Origin of the sequence: Rosistilla carotiformis, from assembly GCF_007753095.1 — a bacterium.
Lineage (GTDB): Bacteria > Planctomycetota > Planctomycetia > Pirellulales > Pirellulaceae > Rosistilla > Rosistilla carotiformis.
Genome location: NZ_CP036348.1, coordinates 719,237 through 735,445, shown reverse-complemented (window position 1 = coordinate 735,445; position 16,209 = coordinate 719,237). Strand labels below are relative to the sequence as shown.

Below are 16,209 nucleotides of genomic sequence, written 5' to 3'. Positions count from 1 at the left end.
TGGAAACTTGAGATGCGAGTGATACAAGTTCTGTTCAAGAAAACCGTGGCGATGTTCGCCTGGAGTGCAATCTCGATTGCCTGTTGTGAATCTTTGCTGGCCCAGGCGGAAGCTGCTGTGCCACAAGGAGTGGCTGCGGGGGTTGAGAAACCGATGCGAATTTCTCCCCGTCCGGGGAACGATCGAAACAGCGAAGGCGATTTCATTCGCCTAAACGACGGCAGGCTGATGCTGATCTACACCAAGTTCGTCGGCCGCAGCGACCACGCGGCGGCTGAACTGGTTGCCCGATATTCGGACGACCAGGGGAAGACATGGACCCAAGAGGATGAATCGGTCATCGCGCGAGGCGACGGAGATGCCAATTTGATGTCGGTATCCTTGTTAAGGCTGCAGGATGGCCGAATCGCGTTGTTCTACATCCGCAAGTATAAAAGTCCGGAGACGGCGAAGTATCCCTTCTTGGATACGATCTTGATGCAGGTCAGTGAGGACGAGGCAAAAACGTGGTCGGAGCCCGTTGAAGTGACACCTGCGGATGAACCCGCCTACCGCGTGCTGAATAACGATCGCGTGATCCAACTCAAAAGTGGACGTCTGGTTGCCCCTGTCGCAACGCACTACCAAACGGGATGGCCCGGATGGCGAAACTCCGCACAGATCCATTGCTATCTGTCGGACGATCTTGGCAAGACCTGGCGTTCCTCGCGCAGCACGTTGGAATCCAAACTGTTGGCTCAGGAACCTGCAGTCGTCGAACTCAAGGATGGTCGAGTCATGATGCTGTGCCGCAGCCAGGACTGCCAATTGGTGACCTATTCATCCGATGGCGGCGAAACATGGACCGAATTAGAACGTTCGAACATCCCTCAACCGTCCCCCTCCCCCGCGACGATCGAACGCATTCCTTCGACAGGCGATCTGTTGCTGGTTTGGAACAACGGAGACGATCCGCTGGCAAAAAAGAAGCCGATCGGCCGTCGACCTTTCACCGCAGCGATCTCCAGCGACGACGGTGTCACATGGAAGAACGTCAAGAATATCGGCACCGATCCCGACGGATGGTACTGCTATACAGCCATGGCATTTGTGGGGGAGCAGGTGGTGCTTGGGCACTGTGAATTCCCACGGTTGAATTCTTTCCAGATCACTCGCTTTCCAGTGACTTGGTTGTACGAAACGGCTGAATCTTCGAAGTAGCGTTGCAGTCCGATCGAGAGGCTTTGATTCTCTATCGAAGCCTCTCGTCTAAGACATCCGTAGCACCAGGAAACGATTCGGACTACACATTTCTTGGAAGTGTCGTTTGCTTCCCGCCCCATGCCCTGCGATCCCATTATGCTGACGCGATTTCCATTAAACGGGGTAGTGTTACGAGCGGCGACCGTTGGGTGTTGCACAGCGTTTATCTCCTTTCTGGCGTTGGGCAACCTCAGCGCGGCGACGGTTGAAGACCACACGTTCATCGCCACATGTGATGGCTCCGAACAGCGATACGTCCTCGTCACGCCCGACGCGTTCAGCTCCGATCAACGTGTCGACTTAATCATTGCTTTGCATGGTCACGGTTCCGATCGCTGGCAGTTCGTTCGGCAGAATCGCGGCGAGTGCCGAGCGGTTCGCGATGTGGCGGCAAACACCGGTGCGTTGCTAGTCTCGCCCGACTATCGAGCCAAGACTTCTTGGATGGGACCGAAGGCCGAAGCGGATGTGGTGCAGATCATCGAATCGATGAAAGGTGAGTTTCGTATCGGGCGTGTGATCCTGTGCGGTGGTTCGATGGGAGGAACGGGAGCGTTAACGTTTACGGCCTTGCATTCCCACCTGATCGATGCCGTTGTCTCCCTGAACGGAACAGCAAACCTTGTCGAATACGAGCGGTTCCTCGATGCGATCGCGGAATCTTATGGCGGCACAAAACAACAGATCCCCGACGAATACCGTCGGCGTAGCGCCGAATTTGCTCCCGACCGATTCACGATGCCACTGGCGGTAACAACCGGCGGCGGTGACGAGATCGTGCCGGCTGACAGCGTGCTGCGACTGGTTGAAAAAGTTCAACATACGAATCGCCACGTCCTCAGTCTTCATCGTCCCGAAGGAGGCCACAGCACCACCTACGACGACACAAAGCAGGCTCTTGAGTTTGCATTTAAGGCTCTGCAAAACCTTTAGATGGCAGTGACGCCGACAGAAGACATAAGTCACTTAATCCCCTCCCGGGACTTGTATAATCGAGCGATCGACGCCCGGACGAACTTAGTTCACATCGACTTCCGCACCCTTTGAATGGAAAAGACCAAAATGCATACGCGACGCGATTGGATGAAGACGGCGGCAGTACTGGGCATCGCAGCGACCGGTCACGCGGGAGTGGGACCGAAGGCGAGCGCTGACCAACCGGGGAACGTTAAATCGAATCCGATCGAAATTGGTTCGCGACGTGAACTGTTCGTCGATGATTATCTCATCGAGCGACTCGACGGCGTCCGGCTCGAATTGAACCGCCCGCAACGGCGTGAGATCGTCTTTCGCACCGACGCGCCGTGGGAGGGAAACGGAAGTGCCTATCAGAGCGTCTTCCGCGACGGCGACCGTTTCCGAATGTACTACCGCGGCGGTCACCATACTGCGTCGAAAGCCTACGAGAAGCAGAAGAACTCGTGGGAGACGTTGTGCCTGGCCGAGAGTCACGACGGCATCAACTGGACGCGGCCCGAACTGGACATCGTCGAGTTTGAAGGATCGACGAAGAACAACTTGATCCTCGACGCCAAGCTGGTCGCTGAGATCGGTGGCAGCCCCGCCCACACAGCCACTTTCAAAGACACCAATCCCGATTGTCCCGAGGAGGAACGATATAAGATCGTGATCTATGGAACGAAACCTAGGGGACTGTATCTGATGGTCTCTGCCGATGGTGTCCGTTTTCGTTTAAAGAGCAAGAAACCCTTTACCACCATCGGTGCCTTCGATTCCCAGAACCTCATGTTTTGGGATTCGGTGGGGAAGGTTTATCGCGAGTACCACCGTCAATTCGACGAGGGCGTACGGGGCATCATGACGGCGACATCGACCGATCCGAGTCGTTTCCCCGAACCGCAATGGCTCGAATACCCCGGCGCCCCCGAACAGGCGTTGTATACGAATCAGATCCAGCCCTATTACCGAGCGCCCCACATTTTCATGGGCTTTCCAATGCGTTATGTCGACCGCGGTTGGTCGCCATCGATGAAACAATTGCCGGGGCTTGAAGAGCGTGAGTATCGTGCTAAGCAACATCCTCGTTTCGGCACCACGGTGACCGATGCTGCGTTTATGACCAGTCGAGACGGCGAGAGCTTTTCCCGTTGGGGTGAAGCCTTCATCCAGCCCGGCCCCTCCACTAAAGACTCTTGGGTTTACGGCGACAACTTTATCTTCTGGGGCATGCTGCAAACCAAATCGGACCTCGACGGGGCCCCCGACGACATCTCGCTCTACGCCACCGAAGGCTATTGGCAAGGCGATTCCACATCGGTCCGCCGGTACACCTTGCGGCAGGACGGATTTGTATCGGCGCGGGCTGATTGGAAAGGGGGCTCGCTCGTAACCAAGCCCTTTACCTTTGAAGGGACACAGTTGGAACTCAACTTCGCAACCTCAGCCGCGGGGACGGTTCGAATCGAGATTCAAGACGAGGCGGGAAAGCCGATCGACGGATTTGCGATGGAAGATTGCCCAGAGATCTTCGGCGACACGATCGCAAGAACCGTCACCTGGAACAAGACGCAAGACGTCTCGTCCCTGGCGGGCAAACCAATCCGATTGCGATTCGAACTCCAAGACGCGGACGTCTTCAGTTTTAAGTTTTCATAAGCTGGAGTCGAGTCTTGCATCGGCCTCCGGCCTTGCATCTTCAATGTTCGCCTTGGCTTCCGGCGACTTACGCCGCCGGCAGTTCCTGTGCCGGCCTCCGGCCTGTGAACCTTGAGCCTGTGAACCCACGGCGTGATTCTGGATTTGGCGAAGCGACAGCTCCATCGCTTTCATCTGCCTGAGGGGCGAAGCTCCGATCCATTGCATAGCCCAGGTCAAGCGCAGCGAGCCCCGCGAGCGAAGCGCCGGCCTGGGCAACACGCCCGGGCGCGCAGTCCAGCACGAAGCCGCGGATGCGGCGGCCACATCGGGGAAACCGTTGGCGATCTTGGCTTGCTACTGGAAATCCGATTCTGACTGGGCGACAATGGGGATTCCCTCACTTCGGTTTTCTCCAATCCCGCCTCTCCTTGGAATCCCAAACATGCCTCTCCCCGCCTCGCAACCCAATCCATCGCGCCGTCGCTTCTTAACTCAGGCCGCTGCCGTTACTGCGATCGCCGCCAGTTCGCCGATCAAAGTGCGAGCCGCTGCCAACGATCGAATGAACATCGCCTTCATCGGAGTCGGTGGGCGCGGCGGCGGGAATTTGAATTCGGTCGCCAAAGATCCTTCGGTGAACGTGGTGGCGCTGTGCGACGTCAATCGCCGCAACCTAGAAAAGGCGGCTTCGCAACATCCCAAGGCGCGGACCTTCGAAGATTTCCGCAAGCTGTACGACGATGCCAACGATATCGATGCGGTTGTCATTTCGACCAGCGAGCATACGCACGCGTATGCGACGATGCCGGCGCTGCGATTGGGCAAACACGTCTATTGTGAAAAGCCGCTGACTCACAATGTCTACGAATCGCGAGCGATCACCAAAGCCGCAGCCGATGCGGGCGTGGTCACTCAGATGGGAACACAGATCCACGCCACGTCGAACTATCGCCGCGTGGTCGAATTGGTCCAAAGTGGGGCGATCGGCAACGTCGGCGAAGTCCACACCTGGGTCGGCCGAGCTTGGGGACTGCAAAGCCCCGAAGAGGCAAAAGCGAATCGCGACATCGTTTCGGTGCAGGAAATGCCAACCGAAGGGATGACGCCGCCCGAATATCTGAACTGGGACCTGTGGCTGGGGCCAGCTCAGTATCGTCCCTTCCACGAAGTCTATTTCCCCGGTCCCAAATGGTATCGCTGGTGGGACTTTGGCAACGGCACGATGAGCGACCTCGGCAGCCACTGGAACGATCTCGCCTACTGGGCGATGAAGTTCGATGCCCCGACGTCGATCGAAGCGTTTGGCGACGAACCGCATCCGGAGATCGCACCGGCGTCGATGTCGGCGGTCTACGAATACGGAGCCCGCGGCGATCTGCCGGCGGCCAAGCACTTCTGGTACCAGGGATCGCACAAGCCGCAGATCTGGAAAGACAAGGGAATCCCTCAGTGGGGCAGCGGCACGCTGTTCATCGGCGACAAGGGGATGCTGCTGTCGGACTACAGCAAACACGTGCTGTTGCCCGAAGCCGACTTTGCCGACTTCAAACGTCCCGAACCCTTTATCGCCGATTCGCCCGGGCACCATCAAGAATGGATCAACGCCTGCAAGGGTGAGGGCGAGACGGGGAGCCCTTTCAGTTACGCCGGGCCGTTGACCGAAGCGAATCACTTGGGGAACGTCGCCTTCCGCGCCGGACAAAAGATCCTGTGGGACAGCGAAGCGATGAAGATCACCAACATGGATGGCGAGCGATTCCTACGGCGGATGAACCCGCGCGATGGCTGGTCGTTGGGTTAAGCGTTCGCTGAAAGCCTGGGTACAATAGGTCCGGAGAGTTTCGCTCTCCGGACGGCGTCTTCGCTGGCCGCCTGAAAAAATGCCAGCGATACTTTTCTAATCAAAATCGATTCGATCGGGTCCTCGTCGCCATGAATCCTGCCTTTCTCAACGATATCGATTCTCGGATGCGAAAGGACTGGACGTCGTTTGTCGAAGTCTGGCAACAGACGAAAGATCAGTGGCGCGACGCGAAGTGCCGGCAGTTCGAACAGGAAGACCTGCAACCGCTGCCGGGTGTGATGAGCCAAACGTCCGCAGCGATCGCGGAATTTCGCGATTTCGCCGCGCGGGTCTCTCAAGAATTACGCGACGAAGAATCGGAAAACGATTTTTTCGTCTAGCCAGGGCAACGCAGTGTTTGAACAGCCGGTATCAGCCGCAACGCGATAGCGTCCGGTTCGGCTGAACACAAACACGCGGTCGCTCTGTTTGGCTAGCGTCGGTGCAAACCGGTACACTGATGTAGAGCGTAAACTTTAACAGTGGGCTCCACGCTGCGCCCCCTGTGTTGCTATCTCAAAGAGCACCGATCGATGACAACAGGATTGTTTACCCCCAAGCGTCAAGGGCTGCTGCTGCGCGGTTTGGCCGATCGCTGCGCCAATGGAGTCGAGCAATGGGAACGTTTGGGGACACAGCACGCCGAGCGTTTGGCGGCATTGCTGCAGCAACAACTGCAGGAAAAACAGCATCTGCAAGCGGAATCCGAGGCCGTGCTGCGCGAGTCGCTGAAGCGGTGGGATCAGGCCGACGAGATGGTGACGTCGGCGTACGAGCGGAATGTGCTCGAGGCGCGCAGCGAATTAAATCGGATGCAGGTCGAATTCAAACGCCGGCATCGCCAGGGGATTCAAGAGATTGGTCAGCGGTGCGACGAATCGAAAAAGCAGGCGACGCAGGTCTTCGAATCGAAAAAGGGGCTGCCCGCGCAGCAGAAGACGCGCGATACCAATCGGTTGACCGCCGCCTGGAACGAGATCCACCAACGGCTGGAAACGGGCCGCGAGATCGCGATGAAACGGCTGCATCAATTGAACGATCCGCCGGCGATCTCCGAATCTTACCAACCGCCAGCTTCGGTCGATCAGGCGATCGAAACGCTGGATCGATTGACCGCCGACTGCGACGAACACCTGACGCAGCTGGGGGATGACTTTTCGGTCCGATTTCTCGAATCGGTTTATCCGGCGATCGTGATGCTGTTGTCGCTGATCGTCTGGTCTCTGGGCGTGCTGTTTATGGGAGCCCAACCGCCGGCGCTGTGGTTGGCCGCTGGGCTCGGCGTGCCGATCGTCGTGGGGATCCTCTGTTTTGCGATCTTCACTCCGCGGCTGAAGCGGATCACACGGCAATGGTATCCCGGCATCGAACAGGCTGCCGCCGATGCGGTCGCCGTCGTCAAAGATGGCCAGGAGTGTGCCACCAAAGCGGCCCAAACGCTCGCCCAACAGATCAAGGACCAACACCAGCAAGCCCTACGTCAGGCGGATGAGACGAAGCGGCAGCAGACCGATGCATTGGAAGCGAAGCTGAAGCAGGAACGCGAGCAGCGGGAATCGACGTTGCGCGACCGGATCGCCGCGTTGGAGAACAACTATCACGATTCGTTTGCCGGGGTCGAAAACAGCCACGGCAGCGAGTTCTCCGATCTCAGCCGAGCTCACAAACAACGGCTCGCCGACGCCAATACGCAGCGCCTGGCCAAGCGTGAACAACTGGCCGCCGCTCAAGAGGCGGAGGACCAGTCGGTCGCTCAGCGGCTGCGCGACGGACTCCGTCGCGGACTCGGCCACATCGACACCGCCAACGCCCAGATGCAGCAGCAACATCCCGATTGGGAATCGGTCGTCGCCGGAAACCTGGGAACGGTCTCTTCGCTCTCCCTCGCACCGGTCGGCTATCTCGATGTCGCCGATTATTTGCGACGGTCGGTCGAGATTGCAGCTTCGAAAAGCGAGCACGATCCGGCCATCGCCGCTCACAACGGATCGGCCGCGATCGCCGGCAAGGACTACGTCCGCCATGGGCTCTCGATCGCCGACACGTTGCCCGAACCGATGCCCAATCGGTTGCCCGTCGCGTTGACCGCGACCGAACATTCGGGGCTGTTGATCGATTGTCCGGGAGGCAGCAGCGAAGCGGTGATCGATTTGGTGCGGGCCGTTTTGTGGAGACTGTTGGCCGCGCTGCCGCCGGGAGAATTAAAGCTGACGCTGTTGGATCCGATCGGGCGCGGGCAGACCTTTGCCTCGCTGATGGCACTCTCGGATCACGATCCCACGCTGGTCGGGCACCGCGCCTGGACCCAGCCGAATCAGATCGAAGCCCGTTTGGCCGAACTGACGCAGCACATGGAAGACGTGCTGCAAACCTATCTCCGCGACAACTATGAAACGATCGACCAATACAATGCTCAAGCCGGTGCGATGGCCGAACCGTACCGCGTCGTCGCGGCGATCGGCATCCCCAGCGGGCTGACTCCCGCCGGCTACGCCAACCTGCGCGTGCTGCTAGAGAACGGCCGCCGTTGTGGAATCATCACCGTCCTGGTCCGCGATCCAGAGGCGGCCTGGCCTCACGATTTTGCCGCGTTGCCGATGGAACGACTGCTCCATTTACAAGTCGATTCGCAGGGGCGGATCCGGCACACCGATCCACTATTGGGCGAGCTGCCGTTTTCGCCAATCCAACCGCCTCCCAACGGAATGGCGGCGGAACTTGTCGAGAATATCGGTCGTGGAGCGCTCGATGGCCGCCGCGTCGAAATTCCGTTCGACGATGTGATGCCAGCGGATCTGTACAACGATGGCGACGCTTCCGACGGGCTCGACATTCCGCTGGGCCAGCAAGGGGCAGGACGTCGGTTGCGGATGCAATTGGGCGAAGGGGTTCGCCAACACATGCTGGTCGCCGGTAAAACCGGGTCGGGTAAAAGTACGCTGCTGCACACGATCATCACCGCCGGGGCGCTGAAGTACAGCCCCGACGAACTGCATGTCTATCTGTTGGACTTCAAAAAAGGGGTCGAGTTCAAACTGTACGCCGACGCGAAACTGCCGCATGCCCGCGTGATCGGAATCGAAAGCGAACGGGAATTCGGCCAAAGTGTGCTGGAACGACTCGATCGCGAACTGCAGCGTCGCGGTGAATTGTTCCGAGCCAGCGGCGTGCAAGAGGTGGGCGAATACCGCCGCACATCGGGCCAAGCGATGCCGCGGATCATGCTTGTCGTCGACGAGTTCCAAGAGCTATTCATCCGCGACGACCGGATCGCTCAAGATTGCACGATGCTGTTAGATCGCTTGGTCCGGCAGGGGCGATCGTTTGGTATGCACGTCATCTTGAGCAGCCAGTCGCTGGCAGGTGCGTATTCGCTGCCTCGTAATACGCTCGGTCAGATGGCGGTTCGCGTGGCGCTGCAGTGCAGTGAATCGGACGCGTTGGTGATCCTAGCCGAAGACAACAACGCCGCCCGTTTGCTGAGCCGGCCGGGTGAAGCGATCTACAACGACGCCGGTGGTTTGGTCGAAGGGAACCAACCGTTCCAAGTCGGATGGTTGGACCACAATCGCCACCGCGATCTGTTGAACGGTCTCGCCGAACGTTATCCCGAAGCGGAAACCGATTACGGTCCGACGGTGATCTTCGAAGGAAATCGCCCGGCCCGTTGGTCCGCTGCCGTCGCAGAGGCGGCGCTGGTGGGGGACGAAAAGAAACCGGCTTCGGTTCACGATGGCTTTGGCGGTCTGTTGGGCGAAGCGGTTGCGATCGGCCCGCCGGTTGGATTGCGATTGCCCGCCCAGCCCGGCCGCAACGTGTTGATGGTCTGCGGCGATGCCGACCTGTCGCGCGATGTCCTGGGCATTTCGATCGCGTCGCTCTATGGCGGTGCGATGGCTCAAGGGAAAACGCTGCGCGTCGTGATGCTCGACGGGCGTCGTTCGGGCGACGATGCCCATTCGGCGGCGGAGTTCGCCATCGCCAGCGGCGTGCCAGTGGAACATATCAAGCCGCGCGATGCCGAGGCGAAGCTGTTAGAGCTTGCCGAACTGGTCGCTGCTCGAAATCAAATGGATGCTCCCGAAGAGGAGCCGCCGGTGCTGGTGGTGATCGATCCGTTGGAACGCTTCCGCGACCTGCGGCAGGAGGAGAACTCGTTCAGCTTTTCGCTCGACGCCGCCCCCAAGCAGAGTGGCGGATCGGCGTTGCAGAACCTATTAAAGGATGGATCGGCGGCGGCGGTGCATGCAATCGTCAGCTGTGGCAGTGTCGAGACGGTTGGCCGATGGTTGTCGCGGCAAACGCAACACGATCTGGAGATCAACATCCTGGGGCGGATGAGCATCAGCGACTCGTCTCAGCTGATCGACAGTCCTGAAGCGGGGCGTCTTAGCCCCGCGTCGATGCTGGTTTACGACGACTCGAGCGGCCGGATGGAGAAGTTCCGCGTCTTTGACCTGCCCCCCGCCGAGGCGATGCAAGCGTGGCTGGAGAGTCGGACGGTTGGCAAAAATTAGCGGAAACTGCATTTCCTTGCGATCAACAAGACCTACAATCGGACTATCGTTGCAAACGGGGGCTTGGCTAAGATCGTCCCCGCGACGTGCAGAAATCTCAGCCCAACCGACTCGTGCCAATGGAATCCGGTTAGAAAACGATGCGACAGATTATTACGACGACCGTTTTAGGAATGCGGCTTGCTAGCCTAACTCTGGTCGCCTACTGGAGCGTGATTTTCACCGGAACGCACATTCCTAGTGTCCGTCTGCCCTCGTTCAGCAACGCCGACAAGGCTTATCACTTTGCTGCGTTTACGGGGCTGGCCATCCTGCTGGCCTGGGCGCTCCCCAAGAGTCGGCGTCATCCGCGGCGGCATCTTTTGATCGCACTGGGGATTGGAGTCGCGTATGCGATCTTCGATGAATCGACCCAGTTACTGGTGCGTGGACGGAGTGCGGAAGTGCTCGATTTTGCGGCCGATTGCGGGGGACTGCTCACCGGCCTGTTCGTCTACAGCGTGCTGCGGAGCCTGATCGCTCCGCCGCTGCCAAAACTGCATCAACCCTCTTGCGGCGGACGCGTTGGCATGTGACGTGGGTAGGGTGGGTTCTCTGCCAGTGGAGCGGTGAGCCCTGTTTCCTGTTCCCATTGCCAACGTTCGTTTGGCGTGGCGTAGAACCGCAACCAGGTGTCGTTGTCGCCATCGTCGAAACATCGCCAATGCAAGAAATTGCGGGGCAGATCGACTTTCTTTTCGCGGCAGGGCAAGATATCGCGGAAGATGATCTTATAGAGTTCGCGATCGGTCAGGTGATCGGTACACTCTAGGATGATCCGTTTGCTGTGCAAGCGTTCGATCGCGTTCCACAGACAATCGTGCAGTTCGTCGCGATCCAATTCGTCGGGGTGGGGTAGTGCCAACGCAGGCTCGAACCAGTGGCTGATCGGAATCGCAGGGGCCCGCTCCCAAGCAAGCATCGAAGCGAGAAACTCGTTCTCCTGCGACAGCGGCATGCGGCGAACATCGATCCGAGAGACCGATTCATCGATGTACGGTTCCAGCTCGTCGCGCAGTTGCGCGTTCAGCATCAGTTGGTCGACCTCGTCCATCGTGGGTCGATTGGAATATGACATGTTTGGATCGGGGGTGATCGAGGCGAAAATGAGATGACGCGCTGGCCACATGCGAGGCGTTCACTGCGTACAAATCTATCAACTGACCGCGAGCCCTCAACAAATGAAGCCAGGAAATCAGCCCGGTTGGTTGAGAATCCTATCCAGCGGTGTCCCACAATCGTTACGAACGTCACGGTTCCACACGCTAGCAATGGCAAAATTTTCGGATTGGCTTGCCTTTCCCGATTTCTCGTTTTCCCAGGGCCGCCGATGCGATTCTTTCGCCGCGGGGCGATTGGCTGATCGGATCGCCTCTGCGGCGCCGATATTCCATCGCAGACGCCATAGACATCGAGCATCCCGATCGGCTATATGCCGAGGAAACAATGCGAGAGGTACCGAATCACATGTCCATTCAACGAATCACCCTGTCGACGCTGATCGTAATCAGCACGGTGACGAGCAGTTTCGCCCAGTACAATCAAACTTCGGGCGCGGCTGTTGGCGGCGTCGCTGGTGCCGCAATCGGTGCTGCGATCGGCGAAAACAACGATGAACCGCTTGCCGGTGCCTTGATCGGCGGTGCGCTTGGCCTGATCACCGGAGCGACGGTTGGGAAAGCCAAAGACAACAATATCGCACGCCAGGAAGCTTACGCACAGCAGCAATACCAGCAGCGCATGCAGGGGGCTGTCTCGACCTACGACGTCGCTCAAATGACCCGCAGTGGTCTGGGCGTTCAGGTCGTGATCAACCACATCCAACAAAATGGGGTAGTCAAGCGTCCCGAGGTGAACGACATCATTTGGATGCACCAACAAGGTGTCCCCGAACCGGTGATCAGCGCGATGCAAAACGCTCCCGTCGGTTCGCCCAGCGCCGTTCCGACGACGGTTGTGAGAGCACCCGCCCCTGTGGTTGTCGAAGAATACCACTACGTCTCTCCGCCACCGGTCGTCTATCGCCCGCGATATTACGCGCCGCCACGCCATCATTATCACCATGGGCATCGCGGCCGACCGGGCTACAGTTTTGGAATCTCCGTCGGTCGTTAGATAGATTGACCGCTGCGAAGCTGCTAACCTGGAAGCGTTCCTAAACCACGCTTCCCATTGGTTGCAGCCCGCCGTGAAATGGATCTCCCACCTATCGCTGGTCGTCGTCTTGTTCAGCAGCAGTCTGCTGGCGGCGGCCGATGTCCGCGACGCGGAACAACAGTTTCGCCAAGGCGAGTACCGGCAAGCGTTGGCAGCAGCCAAAGCAGAGGTCGATCGCGGCGTCTGGAACGAGCGTTGGCCGCTGCTGTTGATCCAGTGCCAATTGCTGCTGGGGCAATACCCTCAATCGCGGGCGACCTACGAAGCCGCGCTGCAGCGCTATTCCAGCAGCATCCCGCTGCGGCAACTCGGCGGCGATGTCTATCGCTTCAACAACGATCCGGTTCGCGGCGAGCGGGAGCTCGAAACGATCCTCGAGATCGTCCGCCGATCCCCCTGGCGATACAGCGACAAAGAGAATCTGATCGCCATCGGCCGCTACTTCCTGCACCGCGGCGAAGATGCCAAAAAGGTGCTGGAGCTGTTCTACGATCGGGTCCGCAACACCGACGCAAACTTTGTCGATGCCTATGTCGCCAGCGGTGAACTGGCGCTCGAAAAACACGATTACGCGATGGCCGCCAAGGATCTCGATCGCGCGGCGAAGATGAAGCCGGACGATCCGCAGATCGCCTTTCTGCAATTCGAAGCTTGGCAGAGTAGCGATTCGCAGCGGGCTCAGGAGATGCGATCCCGAGCCCTTTCGCTGAACCCAAACCATCTGCCCAGCCTGCTGTCGTTGGCCGATGATGCGATTGATGCGGAACAGTTTGAACAGGCCGAAGAGATCCTGCAGACGATCCTGCGAATCAATCCGTATCAGCCGCAAGCTTGGGCCTACCATGCGGTGATCGCTCATCTGCAAGGACACTTCGAAGCCGAACGGTTGCTTCGCAAAGCCGCCTTGTGCCGCTGGGAATCGAATCCGGAGGTCGATCATTTGATCGGCAACAAGCTGTCGCGGCACTACCGGTTTGCCGAGGGAGCCGAATACCAGCAGCGGGCGCTGAAGAAGAAGCCGGACTTTGTCGAGGCGAAGTTTCAACTGGCGCAAGACCTGTTGCGAATCGGCCAGGACGAAGCGGGCTGGAAAATGGCCGACGAGGTTTTCCAACAGGATGGCTACAATGTCGTCGCTCACAACTTGGTCAACCTGCACGACGTGCTGCGGAAATTCACGACGCTCGAAGCCGAAGGGTTCCAGATTCGGATGGACGCCCGCGAAGCGAGGATCTACGGTGACGACGTGATCGATCTGCTGGCCCAGGCTCGGCAGACGCTGACCGAAAAGTACGCGGTCGAATTGGATGAACCGACGATCATCGAGATCTTTCCACAGCAGAAGGACTTCGCCATCCGGACCTTCGGCGTCCCTGGCGGTGCGGGGTTCCTGGGCGTCTGCTTCGGTCGATTGATCACCGCCAACAGTCCGGCTTCGCAGACGCAGACGCCGGCGAATTGGAAGGCGGTGCTGTGGCATGAGTTCTGCCACGTGGTCACGCTGCAGAAAACAAAGAACCGGATGCCGCGATGGCTCAGCGAAGGGATCTCGGTCTACGAGGAATTGCAACGCGACGAGCGGTGGGGCCAGTCGATGACGCCCACCTATCGCGAGATGATCCTCGGCGACGCCTTCACGCCGATGAGCGATCTGAGCAGTGCGTTTATGCAACCCAAGTCGGCCATGCACCTGCAATTTGCTTACTACGAATCGTCGCTGGCGGTCCGCTACATCGTCGAAAACCACGGCTTCGATACGCTCAAAAAAATCTTGGCCGACCTGGCGATCGGGCTGTCGATTAACGATGCGCTCACCCGTTCGATTGGGTCGCTGGAGGTGATCGACCAACAGTTTGCCGACTTTGCCAAATCGCTGGCCAACGATTACGGCAAGCCGGAAGCCTGGAAACGGGAGGCGCCCGAAGCGGCTGAAATCGATCCCAACGATCCGTTTTCCGGTTTGGTCGACGAGCCATCGCCGACGCGATTTGAAATCCTGTTAAAGCAAGCTGCAGCTCAGGTGGCTGCAAAAAAATGGAGCGAAGCGCTCGACACGATCGCCGAGACGCGGAAGCTGTTCGAAGAGTCCGACATTCCGATCGCGCTGCTGTCGCTGGAAGCGGAAGTCTACCGCCAGCAACAGGCGACTGACCAGGAACTGCAGGTGCTGACATCGATCGCCAAACGGTCATCCGATTCCGTCGCCAGCTATCGACGGTTGATCGACATCGCCGAACAACAACAGGACTGGGAAGCTGTCGCTCGCTACGCCGATCAACTGGCCGCCGTCAATCCGTTGACCGCCGAAGTGCAAGAACAGATCGCACGTGCAGCGGAACAGACCGGCACGTATCAGCGAAGCGTTCGCGCGTTGCAGGCGTTAACCGAAATGGAACCGATCGATCCGGCGGGGCTGCGATTTCGCTTGGCCAAGTCGTTGGCTGAGGTCGGCGAGACGCCGGCCGCTCGCCGCCAGCTGTTGATCGCCTTGGAACAAGCTCCCCGATTCCGCGACGCTCATCGCTTGCTGTTACGGCTGAACCAACCGCCTGCCAGCGAACCATCGCCTGCGGCGGAAGCCCCCAAAACCGACGAGCCAACGGAAGCCGAGGCCCAAGCCGAAGAGGGATCGGATTCCGATCCGCCCGCCGAACCGGACGAGCCAGCGGACAACGACGAGCCAGCGGAATCGGCCCCCCAGTCCGATGTCGACACGCAACAGGAGAACGCCCCGTGAACCGCAAACCGATGATCATTGCAGGACTGTTGTTGGCGATCGCGGTGACGTCGCTGGCGATGGCTCAACGGTGGCGTCGCGATCGCGACTGGCAAAGCGTCGGCCGTGGCGATGTCCCCGATTGGGAGACAAACGCCGATTTCCCGAACGACATGTTTACTTTCGTGCGGATCAAATACCAATCGGCGGGCTGGGGCCGCGGCGGCGGTTGGGATACCGACTACCGCGACAGCGACCTGAACTTCTCGCTTCGGCTGCATCAACTGACCTCGCTGAACGTGAACCCCGAACCGATCGTCTTGGAACTGACCGATCCCAAGCTGTTCGATTATCCCTGGATCTACATCATCGAACCGGGGCGGTTGATGTTCACGCAGCCGGAGGTCGTCGCGCTGCGGCGCTACCTCGATAACGGCGGCTTCCTGATGATCGACGACTTCTGGGGCGATGAGGAATGGCAGAACCTCTACTACCAAATGAAGCGGGTCTTTCCCGATCGCGAGCCAGAGGATGTGCCGCTGTCGCACGAGATCTTCCAGTGCGTCTATCCGCTGAAGATCAAACCGCAGGTGCCGTCGATCGGTGCCTGGGGCGGTCGAGGCGGCCGAACTTGGGAACGTGGCCCCGACACGCAAACGCCCAACTATCGATCGATCACCGACGACGCGGGGCGGATCATGGTCTTCATCTGCCACAACACCGACCTCGGCGACGGCTGGGAACGCGAGGCGGAAAGCCCCGACTATTTTGAAGAGATGTCGGTCAAATACGCCTACCCGTTGGGGATCAACATCGTCACCTACGCGATGACGCACTAAACCGCATCGCCGCCGAGATCACCGCTCCGCGGCTGGTTACCCGCCGATCTGATACATCGCCCGCTGCGGCTGCTGGAATCCAGGCCGTGAGATCAGATGGCCAGCCTCTTTGGCGGCGACGCTTTCGGTGATCAAGTTCCGCAGATCAGCGTCGCTAGCGCCCGACCGCAATAGCGTTCGGAGATCCCAGTTGCGATCGGAGAACAGACAGTTCCGCTTGCCCCCGCCCACACAAAATTGCCGCTGGAGTCGAGGCTT

At 59.0% G+C, this 16,209-nt stretch carries 11 protein-coding genes; 10 read left to right on the top strand and 1 reads right to left on the bottom strand.

The annotated features are described in order from the left end of the window. Window positions 1-12 precede the first annotated feature (12 nt). From Poly24_RS02655 to Poly24_RS02625, 7 genes are all read left to right on the top strand, one after another. Complete coding sequence (locus tag Poly24_RS02655) at window positions 13-1,200, top strand: sialidase family protein (RefSeq protein WP_231753440.1); 1,188 nt, start codon at window positions 13-15, stop codon at window positions 1,198-1,200. Window positions 1,201-1,338: 138 nt separating this feature from the next. After that, window positions 1,339-2,175, top strand: coding sequence for an alpha/beta fold hydrolase (locus Poly24_RS02650; protein WP_145090055.1), 837 nt, complete (start codon window positions 1,339-1,341; stop codon window positions 2,173-2,175). A gap of 129 nt (window positions 2,176-2,304) precedes the next feature. Then, window positions 2,305-3,858 carry a hypothetical protein gene (locus Poly24_RS02645; protein WP_197452271.1) on the top strand — a complete coding sequence of 518 codons (1,554 nt, stop codon included), beginning with the start codon at window positions 2,305-2,307 and terminating at the stop codon, window positions 3,856-3,858. Between the two features lie 424 nt (window positions 3,859-4,282). Then, on the top strand, window positions 4,283-5,641 hold the full coding sequence (locus Poly24_RS02640; RefSeq protein ID WP_145090052.1) for a Gfo/Idh/MocA family protein: 1,359 nt from the start codon (window positions 4,283-4,285) through the stop codon (window positions 5,639-5,641). 131 nt (window positions 5,642-5,772) lie between these two features. Beyond that, window positions 5,773-6,024: a hypothetical protein gene (locus Poly24_RS02635; protein ID WP_145090050.1), complete on the top strand. Its 252-nt coding sequence runs from the start codon at window positions 5,773-5,775 to the stop codon at window positions 6,022-6,024. Between the two features lie 192 nt (window positions 6,025-6,216). Further along, window positions 6,217-10,200 (top strand): FtsK/SpoIIIE domain-containing protein, encoded by a 3,984-nt coding sequence (locus tag Poly24_RS02630; RefSeq protein WP_145090047.1) that lies wholly within the window; start codon window positions 6,217-6,219, stop codon window positions 10,198-10,200. A 140-nt stretch (window positions 10,201-10,340) separates the two neighbouring features. Then, complete coding sequence (locus tag Poly24_RS02625) at window positions 10,341-10,775, top strand: VanZ family protein (protein ID WP_145090045.1); 435 nt, start codon at window positions 10,341-10,343, stop codon at window positions 10,773-10,775. Here Poly24_RS02625 and Poly24_RS02620 read toward each other — a convergent pair. After that, on the bottom strand, window positions 10,742-11,317 hold the full coding sequence (locus Poly24_RS02620) for a hypothetical protein (RefSeq protein WP_145090042.1): 576 nt from the start codon (window positions 11,315-11,317) through the stop codon (window positions 10,742-10,744). The two genes, Poly24_RS02625 and Poly24_RS02620, sit on opposite strands and share 34 nt — an antisense overlap. 389 nt (window positions 11,318-11,706) lie before the next feature. Between Poly24_RS02620 and Poly24_RS02615 the strand changes: the two genes are divergently transcribed. The 3 genes from Poly24_RS02615 (at window position 11,707) to Poly24_RS02605 (ending at window position 15,951) form a co-directional block, all read left to right on the top strand. Continuing rightward, the gene (locus Poly24_RS02615; protein WP_197452270.1) at window positions 11,707-12,354 is read left to right on the top strand and encodes a glycine zipper domain-containing protein; all 648 of its coding nucleotides are present in this window, start codon (window positions 11,707-11,709) and stop codon (window positions 12,352-12,354) included. Between the two features lie 73 nt (window positions 12,355-12,427). Continuing rightward, on the top strand, window positions 12,428-15,133 hold the full coding sequence (locus Poly24_RS02610) for a tetratricopeptide repeat protein (protein WP_231753439.1): 2,706 nt from the start codon (window positions 12,428-12,430) through the stop codon (window positions 15,131-15,133). Next, window positions 15,130-15,951, top strand: a complete 822-nt coding sequence (locus Poly24_RS02605; protein WP_231753438.1) for a DUF4159 domain-containing protein — start codon at window positions 15,130-15,132, stop codon at window positions 15,949-15,951. The genes Poly24_RS02610 and Poly24_RS02605 overlap by 4 nt, the downstream gene beginning before the upstream one ends. The last annotated feature ends 258 nt before the right edge of the window (window positions 15,952-16,209 follow it).